At 73.4% G+C, this 19,341-nt stretch carries 16 protein-coding genes; 1 reads left to right on the forward strand and 15 read right to left on the reverse strand.

Going from position 1 to position 19,341, the window contains the following annotated elements:
- Window positions 1-3 precede the first annotated feature (3 nt).
- From IE177_RS05600 to IE177_RS05655, 12 genes are all read right to left on the reverse strand, one after another.
- Window positions 4-2,457 (reverse strand): serine/threonine-protein kinase, encoded by a 2,454-nt coding sequence (locus tag IE177_RS05600; RefSeq protein ID WP_190013614.1) that lies wholly within the window; start codon window positions 2,455-2,457, stop codon window positions 4-6.
- Window positions 2,454-3,728 carry a coiled-coil domain-containing protein gene (locus IE177_RS05605; protein WP_190013615.1) on the reverse strand — a complete coding sequence of 425 codons (1,275 nt, stop codon included), beginning with the start codon at window positions 3,726-3,728 and terminating at the stop codon, window positions 2,454-2,456. The genes IE177_RS05600 and IE177_RS05605 overlap by 4 nt, the downstream gene beginning before the upstream one ends.
- A gap of 48 nt (window positions 3,729-3,776) precedes the next feature.
- Window positions 3,777-4,805: a glutamate ABC transporter substrate-binding protein gene (locus IE177_RS05610; protein ID WP_190013616.1), complete on the reverse strand. Its 1,029-nt coding sequence runs from the start codon at window positions 4,803-4,805 to the stop codon at window positions 3,777-3,779.
- Between the two features lie 14 nt (window positions 4,806-4,819).
- Window positions 4,820-6,247, reverse strand: coding sequence for a GlnX family signal transduction membrane protein (locus IE177_RS05615; protein ID WP_190013617.1), 1,428 nt, complete (start codon window positions 6,245-6,247; stop codon window positions 4,820-4,822).
- A 158-nt stretch (window positions 6,248-6,405) separates the two neighbouring features.
- Window positions 6,406-7,398 carry an N-acetylglucosamine kinase gene (locus IE177_RS05620; RefSeq protein ID WP_190013618.1) on the reverse strand — a complete coding sequence of 331 codons (993 nt, stop codon included), beginning with the start codon at window positions 7,396-7,398 and terminating at the stop codon, window positions 6,406-6,408.
- A complete protein-coding gene (locus IE177_RS05625; RefSeq protein ID WP_190013619.1) occupies window positions 7,389-8,654 on the reverse strand; it encodes a 6-phospho-beta-glucosidase in 1,266 nt (421 codons plus the stop codon). Before IE177_RS05625 ends, IE177_RS05620 begins: the two co-directional genes overlap by 10 nt.
- A gap of 7 nt (window positions 8,655-8,661) precedes the next feature.
- Window positions 8,662-9,558 carry a carbohydrate ABC transporter permease gene (locus IE177_RS05630; RefSeq protein ID WP_190013620.1) on the reverse strand — a complete coding sequence of 299 codons (897 nt, stop codon included), beginning with the start codon at window positions 9,556-9,558 and terminating at the stop codon, window positions 8,662-8,664.
- 2 nt (window positions 9,559-9,560) lie between these two features.
- Window positions 9,561-10,502 carry a carbohydrate ABC transporter permease gene (locus tag IE177_RS05635; protein WP_190013621.1) on the reverse strand — a complete coding sequence of 314 codons (942 nt, stop codon included), beginning with the start codon at window positions 10,500-10,502 and terminating at the stop codon, window positions 9,561-9,563.
- Window positions 10,503-10,505: 3 nt separating this feature from the next.
- Complete coding sequence (locus IE177_RS05640) at window positions 10,506-11,849, reverse strand: ABC transporter substrate-binding protein (protein WP_190013622.1); 1,344 nt, start codon at window positions 11,847-11,849, stop codon at window positions 10,506-10,508.
- A gap of 181 nt (window positions 11,850-12,030) precedes the next feature.
- Window positions 12,031-13,236: an ROK family transcriptional regulator gene (locus IE177_RS05645; protein WP_190013623.1), complete on the reverse strand. Its 1,206-nt coding sequence runs from the start codon at window positions 13,234-13,236 to the stop codon at window positions 12,031-12,033.
- A gap of 222 nt (window positions 13,237-13,458) precedes the next feature.
- Window positions 13,459-14,286: a hypothetical protein gene (locus IE177_RS05650; protein WP_190013624.1), complete on the reverse strand. Its 828-nt coding sequence runs from the start codon at window positions 14,284-14,286 to the stop codon at window positions 13,459-13,461.
- 278 nt (window positions 14,287-14,564) lie between these two features.
- Window positions 14,565-15,680 (reverse strand): mechanosensitive ion channel family protein, encoded by a 1,116-nt coding sequence (locus IE177_RS05655; RefSeq protein WP_190013625.1) that lies wholly within the window; start codon window positions 15,678-15,680, stop codon window positions 14,565-14,567.
- Window positions 15,681-15,995: 315 nt separating this feature from the next.
- Here IE177_RS05655 and IE177_RS05660 point away from each other — a divergent pair, with 315 nt between their 5' ends.
- On the forward strand, window positions 15,996-16,532 hold the full coding sequence (locus IE177_RS05660) for an HNH endonuclease (RefSeq protein ID WP_190013626.1): 537 nt from the start codon (window positions 15,996-15,998) through the stop codon (window positions 16,530-16,532).
- Between the two features lie 51 nt (window positions 16,533-16,583).
- Here IE177_RS05660 and IE177_RS05665 read toward each other — a convergent pair whose 3' ends face one another.
- From IE177_RS05665 to IE177_RS05675, 3 genes are read right to left on the reverse strand one after another with little or no spacing between them, the layout of a single operon-like run.
- The gene (locus IE177_RS05665; RefSeq protein WP_190013627.1) at window positions 16,584-17,186 is read right to left on the reverse strand and encodes a hypothetical protein; all 603 of its coding nucleotides are present in this window, start codon (window positions 17,184-17,186) and stop codon (window positions 16,584-16,586) included.
- Entirely contained in the window at window positions 17,183-18,514 is a 1,332-nt protein-coding gene (locus IE177_RS05670; RefSeq protein WP_190013628.1) for a hypothetical protein, read from the reverse strand. Before IE177_RS05670 ends, IE177_RS05665 begins: the two co-directional genes overlap by 4 nt.
- Entirely contained in the window at window positions 18,511-19,284 is a 774-nt protein-coding gene (locus tag IE177_RS05675; protein ID WP_229815907.1) for an ABC transporter ATP-binding protein, read from the reverse strand. The genes IE177_RS05670 and IE177_RS05675 overlap by 4 nt, the downstream gene beginning before the upstream one ends.
- Window positions 19,285-19,341 lie beyond the last annotated feature (57 nt).

Raw genomic sequence — 19,341 nt, forward strand, 5'->3', positions numbered from 1 at the left:
CAACTACACCCACGTCCGGGGGCGGTAACGGTTGGCCCGTTCCACCAGTTCGATCCTCTCCTCGCCGCCGGGCGCCAGCCGGGCCAGCGTGCGGTAGGCGCGCTCCAGGCCGAAGCGCAGTCCCCGCTCGTCCAGACCGCTGCCCAGCAGCACCCGCCCACCGGTGGCCGGCGTGGTGCCCTGGCCCCCGGAGAGTATCCAGTCCAGCGCGCAGCCGAGCACCTCCGCCGACAACTGCTCGCGGCGGGCGGGGTCGAGACCGTACGCCTGCAGCGCCTCGACCTGCCCGGCGGCGGCGGTCAGGTCGTCCGGCAACGCCGCGTCACCGGGGGTCGCCGTGCGCTGTCTGAGCCGGGCCCGGACGGCGGCGACCCGGGCGGCCGTGTAGTGGATGGAGGACTCCGGCACCGACTCCAGCGTGCGTACGGCGCCACGCCGGTCCCTGGCCGCGAGCCGCACCCGGGCGAGCCCGAAGGCCGCGCTGACGAAGCTCGGGTCGGTCGCCCACACCAGGCGGTAGTACTCGGCGGCGTTGTCGAGCTGGCCCAGCACCTCCGCGCACAGACCGAGCGCCAGCTTGGGCGCGGCCTCGCCGGGGAAGGCGTCGTAGATCGCGTCGAAGGCGAGTGCCGCGCCCTCGAAGTCGCCGGTCACCAGGGCGGTCACGCCCCGGTACCAGACCACCCGCCAGTCGTCGGGCCGCTCCTCGTCCAGCTCGGCCAGGGACGTCAGCGCGGCCCGGTGGTCGCCGCCCTCCAACCGGGCGCGGATCTGCCGCAGCCGGGTCTCGACGGTCGGCGCGGGCGCCGCCTCCAGCGCGCTGATCAGCTCGGCCGGCGCGGAGGCCATCAGGCCGGCCAGGAAACCGGCGTTGGGGTCGGTCGGGTCGACCAGCGGGACCGGCAGGGCCAGGGCCGCGGCCGGGACGTCGACGGGCCGGACGAGGGACGGCGGCGGCGCGGCGGCCGCCGCGGGCCTGCGTACCGGACGGGCCCCCAGCCGGGACACGTCACCGTCCAGCCGGGGGAACAACTCCGTGTCCGTCACCCGTACTTCCGGGCCGAGCAGCGTCGACAGCGCGGGCCGCGCCTGCCCGGTCTGCAGCGAGACCACCTCGCGCAGCACCCCGGTCAGCTGCTCGGCCATCTCCTGGGCGGAGGCGAACCGGCGGGCCGGGTCGGGGTCGGTGGCCCGCACCAGCAGCCGGTAGAAGGACTCGTACCGGCGGAAGACGTCGATGGTGTCCGGGTCGGGCAGGGAGTCCACGTAGACGTTCGTGTAGCCCTGGAAGTCGAAGGTGAGCACGGCGAGCGTCCGGCCCACCGTGTACAGGTCGCTCGCCACCGAGGGGCCGACGTCGGCGACCTCCGGCGCCTGGTAGCCGACCGTGCCGTAGATCGCCGACTCCTCGTCGTCCATGCGGCGCACGGCACCCATGTCGATCAGCTTCAGCTGGTCCTCGGTCTGGATGGCGTTGTCGACCTTGAAGTCGCAGTACAGCAGGTTGCGGCTGTGCAGGTGGCCGAGCGCCTCCAGCGCCTCGATGCCGTACGCGCACGCCTGCTCCACCGGCAGCGGGTCGCGCCTGCCGTCCGGGGTGCGGCGGGCGTTGGCGATCTCCTTCAGCGACTTGCCGCCGACGTACTCCATGACGATGTAGCCGTCGAGGGAGCCGGTGCGCTGGTCGAGGTGCTCGACGAAGTTGTAGATCCGCACGATGTTGGCGTGCTCGATCTCCGCCAGGAACCGCCGCTCGGAGATGGCCGCCGCCATCGCGTCCTGGTCGCCGGTGTCCAGCAGGCCCTTGAGCACCACCCACCGGTCGGAGACGGCCCGGTCCACGGCCAGGTAGATCCAGCCCAGCCCGCCGTGCGCCAGGCAGCCCGCGACCTCGTACTGGCCGTGCACGATGTCCCCGGCCCGCAGCTTGGGCACGAAGGAGTACGGGTGCCCGCACTTGGTGCAGAAGCCCTCCGTGCGGCCCGGCCGGTCGCCCCGGGCCCGGCCGACCGGCGCCCCGCAGTCCGACCGGGAGCAGAAGCGCTTGCGCTCGGGCACCTCCGGGTTGCGCAGCACCATGGCGCGCGGGTCCGGCCGGGGCACCTGCGGCACGCTCACCAGTCCGGCGCCCAGCCGCCCGCGCGTCGACGCGCCCGAGGACGAGCCCGAGCTGCGCACCGACACCGAGCGGCCGGTGGAGCTGCCCGACAGGGACCGCGAGAGCCGCCCGGACACCGAGCGGCGCGACTTCGAGGACTGCGACGACGTACGGGAACTGCGCGAGCTGCCGCTGTCGGCGGCGCCCTTGGCGACCCCGGTGGGCGGCGAGCCCACCGAGCCGTTCGCGGAGACCACCGGTGCGAGGCCGCAGGTGTCGCAGTACAGCTCACCGCCGCCGACGTCCTCGTACGACCCCGCGCAGTCCGGCCGCTGGCAGGTCTGCCCCGGCTGGCTCATGACCGACCCCCTTCACGGTCCTGCGGCGCGCTCGCGCCGCCGAGCTGCTCGGCCGCCGCCTGCTGGTAGCGCAGCACGGCCTGTTCCGCCACGCGCAGGTCGCAGGGCGCGCTCCACAGCATGCGCCGGGCCGCGTCGTACCGCTCCACGAGCAGCGGGTCCTCGGCGAGACCGTGCCGGGCGACCTTCGCCTTGTACGCGTCGAGCCGGCCCCGCAGCTCGGCGCGGACCGCCAGCGGTGCGGTGACCGCGGTCAACGACTCACGGGCCCGCAGCAGTTCGTCCTCCGCCTTCCGCTCCAGCGACTCCAGCAGCGGGGAGAGCCGGTGCCACTGCCCCTGCCGCCGGTACTCGGCCGCGGTCGCCAGCTGCTCCTGCAGCACGGTCGGCGGGCCGCTGACGACGGGCACCTCGGTGGCGGCGATCTTCGCCAGCACCTCACCGCGCGCCGTACGGGCCTCGGCGAGCGTGCGGTCCGCGCGGGAGAGCACGTCCCGCAGCCGGATCAGCCGGGCCTCCGCGTCCTGCCGGACCGTCAGCACGGCGTCGATCTCCCGGCGAACGTCCTCCAGGGCGCGCGCCTCACGGTCGTACACCGTGGTGTCCGGGCGGCCGCCCCCGGGCGCGGAACTGCCCTCGGCCGGCACCCAGAAGGCGAGCGGGTCCGAGACCACGTCCTCGCGCAGCCCGGTCAGCGTGCGGGTGATCCGCTCCAGGTCGTCACCGGCCGGGTGTTCGCCCGGCCGGACACCGACGGAACGGGCGAGCTCGCGGGTGCGCCGGAGTTCCGCGGCGAGTAAATCGATCCGCGCGGGCAGCGCCGACCAGACGGCGTCGGCGGCGACGACGAGGTCCAGGCTCGTCGCGTACAGCTCGTTCATCCGGTCCACCAGCGCGGTCAGCGAGTACGTCTCGCTCAGCCTGCCGTGGCCGGGGACGGTGACGGACTCGCCGCGCAGCAGGCCGGTCAGCTCCGCCAGGTCCTCACGGCTGGACCAGCGGCGCCGGCCACGGATCTCCCGGGCGCCGCGCAGCGTGGCCGTGTAGGCGTCGAAGTACCCCCACAGCAGAGTGATCCGCTCCTCCGCGGCCTGCCAGCGCTCCTGGGTGACGCCGGTCAGTTTCGCCCCTTCGAGGAGTCTGCGGCCCGCGTGGTCCTGCAGCGCCAGCAGCGAGGTCTCGATCGCCTCGTGCTCCTGGCCGAGCCGCGCCAGCGCACGGTCCACCTCGTCCCGGTCCATCACCGGCCCGGCGGGGTCCGTGACGCCCATCGATCACCTCTCGCTGCTGTATGTCGGCCTGTCGGGGGATACGGGATGTCAGCTGGTGCGCAGGTAGCGCGGCGCGGGCGGCTCGGAGGCCGCCGAGTCCTTCCCCAGTGTCGCCGAAAGCCACTTGTCGTACGACGCCTGCCAGCCGTGCGCGCGGTAGTCCACCAGTATGTGGTTCACCCGGCGTACCAGATCGTCGGCGTCCCTCTTCATCGCCACGCCGTAGTACTCGGTCGTGAACGCCGCGCCCTTGAGTTCGAGGGTCGGGTCCTGCGCCGCCTGGCTCGCGGCGAGCGCGCCGTCGGTCACCACCGCGTCCACCTCGCCGAGTTGCAGCCGCACCAGGCAGTCGAGCTGGTTGGGCACGGTGACGGAGATGTCGGCGGAGGAGGGCAGGTCCCCGGCCTTCCGGTCGGCGTCCAGCTTGGTGTACGCGGTCGAACCGGCCGCCGTGCAGATCCTCTTGTGCGCGAGCGAGCCGTCGTAGCCGTTGACGGCGGACGACTTGGGCGCGAGCACCTGCTGGCCGGTCTTGAAGTACGGGGCGGAGAAGGCCACCTGGGACAGGCGGTCGCAGGTGATGGTCATGGTCCGGACGACCATGTCCACCCGCCCGTCCTGGATCGCCGTGATCCGCTGGCTGGTCGGTATCGCCTTGAACTGCACGGCGTCCGCGTCGCCGAGGATGTCCTGGGCGATCCGGTGCACCAGGTCGATGTCGAAGCCCTCCAGCTCCGCGCCCTCGGTGTTCGGGTTGCGGTAGCCCCAGCGGTAGCTGTTCTGGTCGACGCCCACGATCAGCTTGCGCTTGGCGCCGGTACGGGCCTTGATGGCGTCGATCGTCTCCCCGTCGGCGCCCGACGGGGACAGCGTCTGCTGCTGCGCCTCGGAGTCCCGGCATTCCCCGGCGCGCGCCTGGCGGCCCACGGCCGCCCGCTGGCCGGCCGTCCCCGCCTCGGGCGGCGACTGGGTCGACGGCAGCAGCAGGACGAACGCCAGCGCCACCGCGCACAGCACCGCCATCGCGCCGACCCCGCCCCAGCCCCGCAGGGAGGCCCGTGCACGTGTCGCGTACATCGCCCCGCCCCCTGTCACCGGTACTCCGAAAGCCTGCGCCCGATGCCGGCCACGGCGCCGGCCGCGCCCAGCGCCGCGAGGACGGCCGCGCCCACCGGCAGGCCGGTCATGGCGTCCCGCCCGTCCCCGGCGGCCCGCTGGAACCGGGCCTGTTCGTGGTCGATGGCCCGCGCGAGGTTGGCGTCGACACTGTCGAAGCACTCACCGGTCGCGCCCTTCGCGCCGATCACCTTCTCCAGCGCCTGCTGGTAGTTGCCGTTCTCGTCCTCGGCGCGGGCCGAGGCGTGGCGCTGCTTCCACACCGCCATGTTGCCCTCGGCCGCCTCGACCGGCGTGCTGCCCGCCCGGTCGTCGGCGAGCTTCGCGGCCCTGGTCAGCCCCTTGCCGAGCACGGCCATGTCCTTGTCGAAGTCGTAGTAGTAGGCGTCGCGCGGCTGTCCGTCGACCGTGACGGTCTCGGCGCCGCGCGCCACCAGGCTGAGGTTCTCGTTCCCGCGCGCCTTCAGGGAGGCGATCCGGGCGTCGTGCAGGACGCTCAGCGAGCGGATGCCGTGGTCGTAGGAGCCGTCCAGCTGCGACCGGGCGACCGCGTGCCCGACGACCAGCCACAGCAGCGCGGCCGCGGCGGCGGCGGTGCCGGCGACCAGGCCGTGGTTGAGGACGCGGTTGGTGTGCCGGTAGGTGCGGTGCTGCGCCCAGCCGAGCGCCGCGAGCGCGAGCACGCCGAGCGCGATGGCCGCCCAGGGATAGGGCGTGGCATCGGCGTAGTCGGCGTCGAGCCGCTGGTTCTCCTTGGCGTAGAGGTCCTCCGCCGCCGGCAGCATCCGCTTCTGCATCTTCTCGTTGGCGTACCGCAGGTAGGCGCCGCCCACCGGATAGCCCTGCCGGTTGTAGGTCCGGGCCCGCTCGACGAGGCCCTTGTACTCGGGCAGCAGCCGGTTCAGCCGGGTGATGGCCGCCTCCGAGGGCGAGCCGGGCTCGGCGTTGGCGGCGGCGGTCACGAGCCCCGCGGCGGCGCTGCGGATGTCCTTCTCGTACCGGTCCCGGGTGGCGGCCGTCTCCTGACCGCCCGCGAGGAACCCGCTGGAGGCCGCCGTGTTGGCGTCAGCCAGCGAGCGGTAGATGCCGGCCGCGCCGGAACTGAGCGGCTGGCTGCGGTGCAGCACGTCGTCGGCGGCGGCCGCCCGCTCACTGGACTGCCAGGCGGTGACGGCCCCGAACGAGACGACCAGCAGGGCGAGCACCGCTCCGATGATCCGCAGCCGTCCGGGCTCCGTGGTCGCGGCGGCGCGCACCCGCTCGACGCCCTCGGCGAAGGCGGTACGGCGGGCGGGCGGGGCGGGCGGCACCACGGGCACCGGCCGGCCCGGCTGAGGGGGGATCGCGGGGGCGGCGGGGCCCGGCAGCGGTGGCGCCGCGCTGCTCTTCGGCGGGTGTGTCACTCGACCTCCCCCATGGTCTTCTGTTCGCCGCCAAGTATCGTCGTCCGGACCGGTATCCGCACCGGCCTTCGCTGGATCTTGATCGGATCGCAGCGTGCGCCGCTCATGAACACGCCGGGAGCATGTGTTCGGTTCCCCGCGCGGGCCGCTGCGCCGCTTCAGCGGGGCGCCTTCTCCCAGTGGCCCCTGGCCCTTTCACCTGCCTCGATGCCCGCTCCCAGCCGGTCCAGGCCCAGCAGGGCCGCCCCCAGCACCGGGCTCGCGGTGACCACGCGGACCTCGGCCCTCGGGGCGCGGGAGGCGAGCAGGTCGCGGACGGCGCCGTTCAGCTGGGGATGGCCCGCGGCCAGCACGCCGCCGCCCAGCAGCACCGGCGTCCGTTCGCCGAGAAGGTCCAGCCGGGTCAGGGCCACCGTGGCCATCACCGTGACCTCTTCCGCGAGCCGGGCGACGACGGAGCCGGCCAGGGCGTCACCGCCGGCCGCCGTCGCGAAGAGCACCGGGGCCAGCTCGTGACGGCGCTCCTGCGCGATGCGCCCCAGGTGCAGGGCCTCGACGAGCGCGTACACGGTCGGCAGGCCGAAGTGCGCGGGCAGGGTGCGGGACAGGGCCGTGGGCGCCCCGCGCCCGTCCTCAGCGCGGGCCGCGAGCCACAGCGCCTCCTCGGCCAGTCCCCACCCTCCGCCCCAGTCGCCGGAGATGCGGCCGAGCGCCGGGAAGCGGGCGGTGCGCCCGTCGGGCCGCATGCCCACGCAGTTGATGCCGGCGCCGCACACCACCGCGACGCCCCGGGGCTCGGCCACGCCCGCGCGCAGGATCGCGAACGTGTCGTTGCGGACCTCCACCGACGCCCCCCAGCCGCGCGCCCGCAGCCGGTCCGCCAGCAGCTCCTCCTCCACGGGCAGGTCGGCGTTGGCCAGGCAGGCCGAGACATGGGCGACGGACTCCACGCCCGCCTCGGCGAACGCCCGCGCGACCGGATCGGCCAGGGCGTCCAGTGCCGCCCGCACGCCCACCGCGGGCGGGCGGAAGCCGCCGCCGCGGGCCGTGGCCAGCACCTCGCCGGCGGCGGTCACCACGGCCACGTCGGTCTTGCTGTTGCCCGCGTCGACGGCGAGGACACACGCGGTCTTCGGTGCGGTCAGGCCCACGCCAGGTGCTCCCGGTTGTGTGCGACGAGCCGGTCGGTGAGGGTCTCGGCGTACTCGTACTGCCCGATCAGCGGGTGGGCCAGGAGCGCGCGGAAGACCCGCTCCCGGCCGCCGTGCAGCGCCGCGCCGAGGGCCAGGTCCTCGTACGCGGTGACGTTCGCGAGCAGACCGGCGAACAGGGGGTCCGGGGCGGCGACCGGCAGGGGCGCGGGGCCTGCTGGGCCGACGGCCGCCTGCACCTCGATCACCGCGTCGTCGGGGAGGAACGGCAGCGTGCCCCGGTTGAGCGTGTTCACCACCTGGTACGGGCTGCCCCCTCCGCCCAGCAGGGCCGCCGCGAGGTCCACGGCCGCCTCCGAGTAGTAGGCCCCGCCCCGCCGGGCGAGCAGCGCGGGCTTCTCGTCCAGCGACGGGTCGCCGTACATCCGCAGCAGCTCGCGCTCCATGGCGGCGACCTCGGCCGCGCGGGAGGGCTTGGTGCGCAGTTCGCGCACCACCTCGTCGTGCGCGTAGTAGTAGCGCAGATAGTAGGAGGGGACGACGCCGAGGCGGTCCAGGAGCGGGCGGGGCAGGCGGAGGTCGCCGGCGATCGTCCCGCCGTGCTCGCCGAGCAGCTCGGGCAGGACGTCCTCGCCCTCCGGTCCGCCCAGCCGGACGCCGGTCTCCCAGGTGAGGTGGTTGAGCCCGACGTGGTCGAGGTGGAGGTCCGCCGGGGCCACGCCCAGCAGGCCGGCGAACTTGCGCTGGAGGCCGATCGCCACGTTGCACAGGCCGACCGCACGGTGCCCGGCCCGGAGCAGGGCGCGGGTGACGATGCCGACCGGGTTGGTGAAGTCGACGATCCAGGCACGGGGGTTGGCGCGGCGGACGCGCTCGGCGATGTCCAGCACCACCGGGACCGTGCGCAGGGCCTTGGCCAGGCCGCCGGCGCCGGTCGTCTCCTGGCCGACGCAGCCGCACTCCAGCGGCCAGGTCTCGTCCTTCTCGCGGGCCGCCTGCCCGCCGACGCGGAGCTGGAGCAGCACGGCGTCGGCGCCGTCCACGCCCGCGTCCAGGTCGCCGGTCGTGACGATCCGGCCGGGGTGGCCCTGTCTGGCGAAGATGCGGCGGGCCAGGCCGCCCACCAGTTCCAGGCGGTCCTCGGCCGGGTCCACGAGGACGAGTTCCCCGACGGGCAGGGTGTCCCTGAGGCGTGCGAAGCCGTCGATGAGTTCGGGGGTGTAGGTCGAGCCGCCGCCGACCACGGTGAGTTTCATATGTGTCCTAACCCTTCACTCCGGTGAGCGTGACGCCCTCGACGAACGCCTTCTGGGCGAAGAAGAACACGAGGATCACGGGGGCCATGACCAGCACCGTGGCGGCCATGGTGAGGTTCCAGTCGGTGTGGTGGGCGCCCTTGAAGGACTCCAGGCCGTAACTCAGGGTCCAGGCGCCGGGGTTCTCGGACGCGTAGATCTGCGGGCCGAAGTAGTCGTTCCAGGCGTAGAAGAACTGGAACAGGGCCACCGCGGCGATGCCCGGCTTCGCCATCGGAAGCACCACCCGCAGCAGCGTCCGCAGGTCACCGCAGCCGTCCACCTTCGCCGCGTCGACGTACTCGTTCGGGATCGTCATCAGGAACTGCCGCAGCAGGAAGACGGAGAAGGCGTCCCCGAACGCCATCGGCACGATCAGCGGCCACAGCGTGCCGGACAGGTCCAGCTGCTTCGCCCAGAACAGGTACATCGGGATGACGACCACCTGCGGGGGCAGCATCATCATCGAGATCACCAGCATGAGTGACAGGTCGCGGCCCCGGAAGCGGAACTTGGCGAGGGCGTACGCCACGGGGACGGAGGAGACGACCGTCAAGGCCGTGCCGAGGCCCGCGTAGAGGAGCGTGTTCCGCCACCAGGTCAGGAAGCCGGGGGTGTCGAGGACCTTCCGGTAGTTGCCCCATTCCCAGGTGTGCGGGACCAGGTCCCGGCTGAGCGCCTGGCTGTCGCTCATCAGCGAGGTCAGGAACACGAACACGAACGGGAGGGTGAAGAAGAGCGCGGCGGCGACTCCGAGGGAGTGGACCGCGACCCACTCCAGCAGGGCGCGCCGGCGCGCCGCGCGTCCGGCGCCGTACGGCAGCGGGGGCGCCGGCCTCACCGGCTGCTCCAGTACCTGGGTCATCGTCAGTCACCTGCCTGGATGAGACCGCCCCGGCGCCGCATCAGAGTCGCGGTGAACACCATGGACAGGGCGAAGAGCACCAGCGCCACCACGCAGGCGGAGCCGTAGTCGAAGCGCTGGAAGCCGAGGTTGTAGACGAGCTGGGGGAGGGTGAGCGTGGACCTGTCCGGGTAGCCGGGCTCGAACTGGGTGCCCGCGCCCTGGATCACGCCCGAGGCGACCTTCCCCGCGATCAGCGGCTGTGCGTAGTACTGCATGGTCTGGATCACGCCGGTGACGACGGCGAACATCACGATCGGGGAGATGTTCGGGAGCGTGACGTACCGGAAGCGCTGCCACGCCGAGGCGCCGTCCAGCTGCGCCGCCTCGTACTGCTCGGCCGGCACGTCGAGCAGGGCCGCCATGAAGACGACCATCAGGTCGCCGACGCCCCACAGGGCCAGCAGGGTCAGGGCCGGCTTGGACCAGGCGGGGTCGTTGAACCAGCCGGGGGCCGTCATGCCCGCCTTCTCCAGGACCGAGTTCACCGGGCCCGTGCCGGGGTTGAGCAGGAACGCGAAGGCCATGGTCGCCGCGACCGGCGGGGCCAGGTACGGCAGGTAGAACAGGGTGCGGAAGACACCCGTCCCGGTCTTGATCTTCGTGATGAGCAGCCCGACGCCGAGCCCGAAGACCACCCGGAGGCTCACCAGCACCACGACCAGCCACAGGGTGTTGCGCAGGGCGGGCCAGAACAGCGGGTAGTGCTCGAAGACGTAGGCCCAGTTCTGCCCGCCGCTCCACGTCGGCGACCGGAAGCCGTCGTAGTGCATGAAGGAGAAGTAGACCGTCGAGATCAGCGGGTACGCGAAGAAGACCGCGAAGCCGATCAGCCAGGGCGACATGAAGGCGAGGGTGCGGAGCGCCGCCCGCCGGCGCTTGGCCGCCAGAGTGGGCGTGGCCATGGACTACTCCGCCTGCGCGATGTCGGTGTCGATCTGCGCGGCCGTCTTTCTCAGCCCGTCCCTCAGGTCGGTGACCTTGCCGCTCTCGTAGTCGTAGCCGAACTGCTGGATGGTCACCAGGTACACACCGCCGTTGACGGAGGCGGGCGTCGTGGTGGAGCGGGGGTCGGCGGCGATGTCCAGGAAGGTCTTGAACCGGGGGTCGTGCCTCAGCTTCGGGGACTTCAGCGCGGCCAGCGTGGAGGGCACGTTGTGGATGCGGTTGGCGAAGCCGACCACCGCGTCCGTGTCCGTGGTCATGTACTTCACCAGCTCCCAGGCCGCGTTCTGCTTGTGGCTGGTGGCGGCGATGCCGGTGATGGTGCCGGTGATGTAGCCCTTGCCGTACTGGCCGGCCTGGTCGTCCGGCACCGGCAGCGGGGCGACGCCGATCTCGAACCCGGGTTTCGCGTCCTCGGCCATGCCGAGCCGCCACTCGCCGTCTAGCTGCATGGCGACCTGGCCGGTGTGGAAGGGGTGCCTGGGGCCCCACTCGTCGCCGAGGGTGGCCCGGAACCTCTCCAGCCTCCGGAATCCGCCGAGTTCGTCGACCAGCCGCTTCTGCAGCGCGAAGCCCTTCTCGAAGGCCGGGTCCGAGGCGAGGCGGGACTTGCCGTCCTTGCCGAAGTACGTCGGTGAGAACTGGGCGAAGTAGTGCTCGGTGGTGGACTCCCAGCCGTGGTAGTCCGGCATGAAGCCGAGCTGCCGGTAGCCGTCGCCCCGGGGGATCGTCAGCCTCTTCGCGTCCGCCTCGAACTCGGACCACGTCTTCGGCGGGTGTGCGATGCCCGCCTTCGCGAACGCCGTCTTGTTGTAGTACAGCCCGTAGGCGTCACCGAGCAGCGGCACCGTGCAGCGGTCGCCCTCGAACCGGGTGTACTCGTTCATCGGCTTCGGGAACGTCTTCTCCGGGTCGATGCGCGACTTCTCGAAGAAGGGGTCCAGGTCCACCAGCGCGCCCGAGGAGCAGAACTTGCCGACGTTGTTGGTGGTGAAGGAGGAGATCACGTCCGGTGCGCTGCCGCCGCCGGAGCGCAGTGCCTGGTTGATCTTGTCGTCGGTCATGTTGCCGACGACGTTCACGTGGATGTTGGGGTGCTCCTTCTCGAAGCCGGCGACCAGCGACTCGACCGCCTTCACCTCGTTCGGCGCGCTCCAGGCGTGCCAGAAGTTGATCGTCGTCTCCTTGGTGGCGTCGTCGGTGGCGCCGGCGCCGGACCGGCCGGTACAGGCGGTGGCGAGCAGGGCCAGCGACGCGGTCAGGGCGAGAGCCGTCTTCCGGGCGAGGGCGGGTATGGCTTCGGGCATGGCGAGGTCTCCCTGGGGCGGGGTGAATGAGGGGGAGGTGCTGCCGAGGTGCTGTTCGGTGCCGTGGTGTGCCGTGGTGTGCCGTGGTGTGCCGTGGTGTGCCGTGGTGTGCCGTGGTGTGCCGTGGTGTGCCGGGGTGGTGCAGTGGTGGTGCCGTGGTGGTGCCGGTCGGGGGCGGGTCTCAGCGGGAGGTGTCGAAGACCTCGTCGCGGGTGGCGGCGAGCGCGGACTCGAGCGCGCCGCGCAGGACGGGGTGTTCGCGCACGTCGCCGACGACCAGCCGGGGGCGGGCCGCCGCCAGTTCCTCCAGCTCGGCCTGGACGAGGGCGCGCAGCACCTCGCCGCCGGCCGTCAGGGCGGAGCCGCTGAGGACGACGAGTTCGGGATCGAGGACGGAGACGAGCGAGGCGAGACCGGTGGCCAGCCGGGTCGCGTAGGTCCGCAGCAGCTCCCGGTACGGACCGGTCGGGTGATCGGCGGCGCGGGCCACGAGTTCGGCCGCGGCCTCGGCGTGCGGGCCCGACGGCACGTCCGCGAGGCCCAGTTCGCGGGCCAGCGCGGGTACGGCCTGGGAGCCGGCCAGCTCCTGGTAGCCGCCGCTGTTGGCCTTGGTCACCTGGCGCACCAGGGGGGTGCCCGGCACCGGGAGGAAGCCGACCTCGCCGGCGCCGCCGGTCCAGCCGCGGTGCAGCCGGCCGCCGAGGACCAGGGCGGCGCCGAGGCCCTCCTCGTTCCACAGCAGCACGAAGTCCGTGTGGCCGCGGGCCGCGCCGAGCCGCTGCTCGGCGATGGCGACGAGGTTGACGTCGTTCTCGTACTCGACCGGCATGGGCAGTGCCGCCGCGAGTTCGTCGAGCAGCGCGGGGGAGTGCCAGCCGGGCAGGTGGGAGGCGTAGCGCAGCCGGCCGGTGCCCGGGTCGAAGGCGCCGGGGGTGGCGATGACCAGCCGGTGCACGTCGCGGCGGGTCAGCCCCGCCGCCTTCACGGCGCCGTCGAGGGCGTCGGTGACCTGCTGGACGACGGGCCGGGTGCGGCCCGGGGTGGGCAGTTCGTGCTCGCCGACGGTGCGGCCGGTGATGTCGGCGACGGCGGCTCGGATGCGGTGCGGGGTGACGTCGAGGCCGGCGGCGTACGCGGCGTGCGGGTCGACCGCGTACAGCTGGGCGCCTGGGCCCGGCCTGCCCTCGCTGGTGCCGGTGAGCCGGACCAGCCCGGCCGCTTCCAGGCGGGCGAGCAGCTGGGAGGCGGTCGGCTTGGACAGGCCGGTGAGCCTGCCGATCCGGGCGCGCGACAGCGGGCCGTGCTCCAGCAGGAGGTCGAGGGCGGCGCGGTCGTTCATGGCGCGCAGCACGCGCGGGGTGCCCGGCGTACCGGCGGTTCCAGCCATGGGGTCGACACCTGCCCTTCCAGCCGCCCAGCCTCTCAGCGGCCCGGGCCCGGCGTCCAGCCTTGATCATCGGTGCCCGCGACCACTGTTAGGAAACTTTCCTATCGGGGTGGGAGGAACGTAAGCCCAGGGCGAAGGGGGCGTCAAGAGACGACGCCCCCGAGGCGACGGAGTCGTTGCCTCGGGGGCGTCGGCGGTAGGCCCGGGGCGGGCCCGGGGTGACTACCTGACGGTCACGTGGTCACCGGCGGACGTCTTGGCGCCCGTGGTGGAGGTGCCGGCGAACACGAAGCGGTAGGTGCCGCTCTTCGCGGCCTTCACCGTGGTGGACAGGGCGCCGCCGGTGCCGGAGGTGATCGTCTTGACGTTGGCGTACGAGCCGCCGTCCGCCTTGAACTGCAGGACGACCGGCTGCGCCTGGTAACCGGCGTACCGGCCCAGCTCCCAGTCGGCCCGGGTCAGCTTGCCCGTGACGGTGAGCGTCCTGCCCTTGACGGCGGGCTCGGGGGCGGCGTTCACGGTCAGCTGGGCGGCGCGCTGGAACTTGACGGTGGCGAGGTTGCCCCAGGCGGTCATGTCGTTCTCGGCGTGCATGTAGTCGTCCGAGGCGGAGCCGTCGCTGTGCGCGAAGAGGCCTGCGGCCTTCCAGGTGGTGGCGTCGGCGGCGTCCCACAGCGACTCGGCGGGGTCGACGGGGATCTTCTCGGTGCAGCTCTCGGTGACCGTCGTGTCGGTCGTGGCGGTCTGCGTGCACACGGGCGGCACCTGGGGGCCCAGGTCGTTGTCCATCGCCCTCAGGGTGCCGCGGTACAGCATCACCGCCTGGATGGTCTTCTCCTGGTCGATGACCAGGTCCTTGGGCCGGGTCAGGGTGTAGGAGACCGGCACCGTCACGACCTTGGCGGTGCCGACCACGACCGGCTTGCCCTTGTTCGCGGTCACGCCGGAGAATTTCAGGTCCGGAGTACCGGCCGCCGAGGCGGCGGGCGCGGCCAGGCCGGCCAGAGCCAGGGCGCCGGACAGGGCGGCGCCTATGGCGAGCTTTCGCATGTATCCCCACATTCGGACCGGGCCCCCGGGCGGCGTCGCGCTCCAGAACAAGGGCCCGATGTGGACGTGACCTTAAGCGATCACCGGGCGTGGAGGGAACGGGGGGTTCCTGTGAAGGCGATCCACACCCGAACCATGATCACGAATGTGCACGGGGCGGTTCCGGCAGGTCACAGGGCCCGCCCCGGCAGAACGACGGGGGCACCCGGTGCGCACGGCGCGCCGGATGCCCCGGTCGTTCACTCGAACGAGTGTGCTGAACCGTTCCGCTCGTGTCCCTACTTCCCGGGCGGCGCCGGGCGCTGGGTGGCGATCGGGGCCGTGGCCGCCACCTGCGGGGAGTCCGCGTTGGCGTACACCGAGGGGGCCGCCACCGCCGCCGTCGGGTCGGGGCCGCCCGCCACGTCCTCCACGGCCGTCGCCCCGCCCACGATGCGGATGTCCGCCGCGTCGAACGCCCGCTTGATGCGCCAGCGCAGCTCCCGCTCGACCGTCACCGACTTGCCCGGCATGGTCCTTGCCGAGACCCGCACCACCATGGAGTCGATGAGCACGCTCTCCAGGCCCAGCACCTCCACCGGACCCCACAGCAGCTCGTTCCAGGGCTCTTCCTTGCTCAGCTTCTCGGCGACCTCGTCCAGCGTCGCCTTGACCCGGTCCAGGTCCTCGCTCGCCTTCACGGTCACGTCCACCCCGGCCGTCGCCCAACCCTGGGAGAGGTTGCCGATCCGCTTCACCTCGCCGTTGCGGACGTACCAGATCTCACCGCTGTCGCCGCGCAGCTTGGTGACCCGCAGCCCGACCTCTATCACCTCGCCCGAGGCCACGCCCGCGTCGATCGTGTCGCCGACGCCGTACTGGTCCTCCAGGATCATGAAGACACCGGAGAGGAAGTCCGTCACCAGGTTGCGGGCGCCGAAACCGATCGCCACACCGGCCACACCGGCCGACGCCAGCAGCGGCGCCAGGTTGATCTTGAACGTCGACAGCACCATCAGCGCCGCCGTGCCGAGGATCAGGAAGCTCGCCACCGAGCGCAGCACCGAGCCGATCGCCGCGGCCCGCTGCCGGCGCCGTTCGGCGTTGACCAGCAGCCCGCCCAGCGCGCCGCCGCCGTCCACCGCCTGCACGGTCCGGGTCATCCGGTCGATCAGCTGGGTGATGGCCCGTCGCACCACCGCTCTCAGCGCCACCGCCACGACCACGACCAGCAGGATCTGCAGCCCCATCGCGAGCCACGTCGACCAGTTCTGCTCGACCCAGCTCGCCGCGTTCGTCGCGCTCTCCTGCGCGTCCTGGAGCGTCGGCACGGCCGGGGCGGTCGAGCCCGAGGGCGACGGCGACGGGGACGGCGATGCACCGGCGGCCGGCAGGGCGGCGGGCAAGGACGACACGACAGGTACCTCCAAGGTGCTGCGCGGTCCGTGCGGCGGGCGGTCAAGGTCACGAAAAGGTCACCGGACGGACAGGACCACCACACTAACGGGGCATCGTGTGCGCCCCGCACGGATCCGGCAAGGAGGCGCCCACGAGAGACGGGACTCACCCCGGCTTGAACAGGCCGTGATCCTGGGGACGCATCAGGTGTGGTCGAAAACACTCCCAGCCCGTTACCGGGACATGGTGGCGCCCGCGCCAGGCATGAGGGGAGACTGACTGCAGATCGTCCCGGCGCGAGCCACGCGCCGCCGACGCCCAAGGAGGCACCCGTGCCGCACGTCCTGGTCCTCAACGCGTCGTACGAGCCGCTCGGCGTCGTACCGCTCCGCCGCGCGCTCGTCCTCGTCCTGGAGAACAAGGCCGTCTCCCTCGAGGAATCCGGCGCCTACCTGCACAGCGCGACCGTCACAGTCTCGGCACCCAGCGTGGTCCGGCTCAAGCGATTCGTACGGGTTCCCTACCGGGGGCCCGTTCCTCTCACCCGGCGGGCCCTGTTCGCCCGCGACGGCGGCCGGTGCATGTACTGCGGTGGCGTCGCAACCAGCGTCGACCACGTCATTCCGCGCAGCCGCGGAGGCAAGCACGTCTGGGACAACGTGGTGGCCTCCTGCCGCCGCTGCAACCACGTCAAGGCCGACCGCCACCTCGTCGAGCTGGGCTGGCGGCTGCGCCACAAACCGGCTCCGCCGACGGGCCTGGCCTGGCGCATCATCGGGACCGGCCACCGGGACCCGCGCTGGCTGCCCTACCTGCAGCCGTACGGCGCGGACGACGCCCTGGCCCGGATCGACGGCATCTCCGCGTAGCCGATCCGGGCCCCGGTCGTCTCCGGGGCCGGCCATCGGCCGGCCCCGGGTTCAGCCGCGTGCCCGCTCCGGGCGGGCGCCGCGGACGGCGTAGAGGGCCGTGCCCAGCGCGAACGCCGTCATGGCCGCCGCCCATGCCCCCGGTTGCGTGCCCGGCTGCATCGGCCACGCCCACACCGAGGCCGCGCCCCAGCGCGTTCCGTGGGAGCCCAAATACACCGCGGTCACGTAGCCGAAGGCGGGCAGCCAGCTCAGCCGGGCGCCCAGCAGGACGGCCGCCGCCGCGGTGATCCCCGTGCAGCCCAGCGTGTTGCGCACCACGGAGGGCGCCCCGAAGGTGTCCGCGTGGCCCAGCACGGCGGGGGTCACCAGCAGGGCGGCCAGCGCGGCCAGCCCCGCCACCTGCGCCAGCCGGCGCGGCCACCACGGGCGTACCGCGGTGCGGTCCAGTTCGTCCGACGCGCTGTACAGGCTCGTCCCGATCACCGCCGACGCCAGCAGCGGCGCCAGGGCGACGATCGGCACCCGGCGCTCCGGGTCCAGGTAGGCGTCCAGCCGGCCGGCCGCCCACACCGCGAAGGCCGCCGTGCCGGCGAGCGCGGCGAGGGTCAGGGGCAGGGCACGGGAGCGGGCGTACAGGAGGGGACCGGTCACAGGGACGGCACCCCCTTCACGCCGCAGTCGCCGCGGGCCGCGAAGTAGGCCGACAGCCACTCCCGGCGCTCGCGCGCGCCCATCCCGGCCAGCCGGGCCCGGGCGGCCCGGCGCTCGCGCAGCTGGGCGCGCTGCGCCGCGTCGCCCTCGGCGTCGTCCCGGTCGATCTCCTTCTGCAGCGGGCTCGGCGCCAGGTAACTGCTCACGGCGTCGTCCGCGACGAGAACGCGGTCGGTCAGCTCCTCCGGGGGACAGTCACTGCCGCTCAGCATCTGCACGGCCTCCCACGCGAACTCCTCGCGCTCGATCAGCCGGCCGCGCACGACGTACCAGCCGAGCGGCGTCAGCATCGGCAGCTGGGCCTCGTGCGCCCGCGGGCGCCCGGCCCGGTCCGCCCAGCGCACCGGCAGGTTCCGGACGCCCTCCAGCTTGCCCGTGACCCCCGACAGAGCGCTCGTGACCTGCGGGAGCAGGTCCGGGTACCGGGCGTTGACACAGACCGCCGGGGCGACGGAGGTGTCGCACACCTGACGCCGGGCGAGCGGGTCGGCGTGCAGCAGGCCGTCCCCGGTCTGCACGAGCAGCGCGCCCGCGGCCACGGCGGCCGCCAGCGGCAGCACCGCCGTCACCCGGCGGCGGGCGGCGTACGCCAGCCCGGCGGCGAGGGCCAGGCCGCCCGTCCACCCGGTCGTCACCCAGGGCAGCCACCACACCGGCACCTCGGTCGCCGCCACGGGGAGGGCCGGGTTCAGGAAGGACGCGCCGCCCGAGTGGGCCGCCGTCAGGGTGCCGAGCACCACGTACCCGGCCATCGCCAGCAGCGGAGCGGCCAGCCGCGTGGGAACGACCCGCCCCACCACGTGCCCGGTCAGCGCGGCCGCCGCCATGGTCACCGTGTCCCCCGGCAGCAGGGCGAGCCGGGGCCCGTCGCCCCGGGCGCAGGACCAGGTGGCGAGCAGGGCCAGGCCGACAGTGACCAGGTAGCCGGCGGCCACCCAGAGCGCGACCGGCAGGGCCGAGGCCAGGAACCGGACGAGCGGCGTGCGGACCACGGTCCGCCACAGCTCCTCGGTGCCGCGCCGCCGCTCCCGGCCGCCCTGCCAGCAGCCCGCGGCGGCCGCCAGCGGCACGCTGATCAGCAGGGCGCCGTGCACCTCCGCGGCGGTCTCCGCCCAGCCGCCCTGCCAGCGGGCGGAGGAGGCGGCCAGCATCGCGCCCAGGGTGAGCGTCACGGCGGCCCCGGCGAAGGGGGCGAAGCCGCGGACCGTCTCGGCGCGCAGCGGGTGCGGGGCCCGGACGGCCGCCTTCGGTGCGGCCGCGACGGTCATCGGACCGCCTCCCGCGTCCCGTGCGCGCGGTGGGCGCGCAGCGCGGCCGTGTAACCGCGCTCGATGGGGTGGTCGCCGGGGCCGTCCGTGTCCGCGCCGAGCCGGGTGAGTTCTCCGGGCGTGCCCCGGTAGGCGACCCGGCCCCCGGCCAGCAGGGTGACCTCCGTGCAGGCGGCGGCCACGTCCTCCACCAGGTGGGTGGAGACCACGACGGTCGCCGTGCCGCCCAGCTCGCGCAGCAGCTCGCGGAACTCCACGCGCTGCTCCGGGTCCAGCCCGGCGGTCGGCTCGTCCAGCAGCAGGACACCGGGGTCGTTGACGATGGCCTGCGCGATGCCGACGCGGCGGACCATGCCGCCCGACAGCGTCCTGACCTTGGCGTCGATGCGGTCGGCGAGTCCCACCCGGGCCACGGCCCGCTCCACGGCGGCCGGGACCCCTGCGGCCGGCACCTCCTTCAGCCAGGCCACGTACGCGACGAACTCCCGCACGGTGAAGCCCGGGTAGTAGCCGAACTCCTGCGGCAGGTAGCCGAGCCGGCGCCGCACCCCGGTCCGGCCGCGGTGGTCGGCGACGTCCTCGCCGAGCAGCTCCACCCGGCCTGCGTCCGGCCGGGCCACCGTGGCCAGCACCCGGATCAGGGAGGTCTTCCCGGCGCCGTTCGGGCCGAGCAGCCCGTGCACGCCGGTGCCGAGGTCCAGGTCGACGGAGTCGAGCGCGAGGGTTCTGCGATGCCGGACCCTGAGGCCGGTCACACGTATGGAAGTCAAGGGTTCTCCAGGAAGGCGCACCGCCGGTCGGTGGCGGTGGCGGTGATGGTGGTTCGT

Origin of the sequence: Streptomyces lucensis JCM 4490 (assembly GCF_014650035.1) — a bacterium.
GTDB lineage: Bacteria > Actinomycetota > Actinomycetes > Streptomycetales > Streptomycetaceae > Streptomyces > Streptomyces lucensis.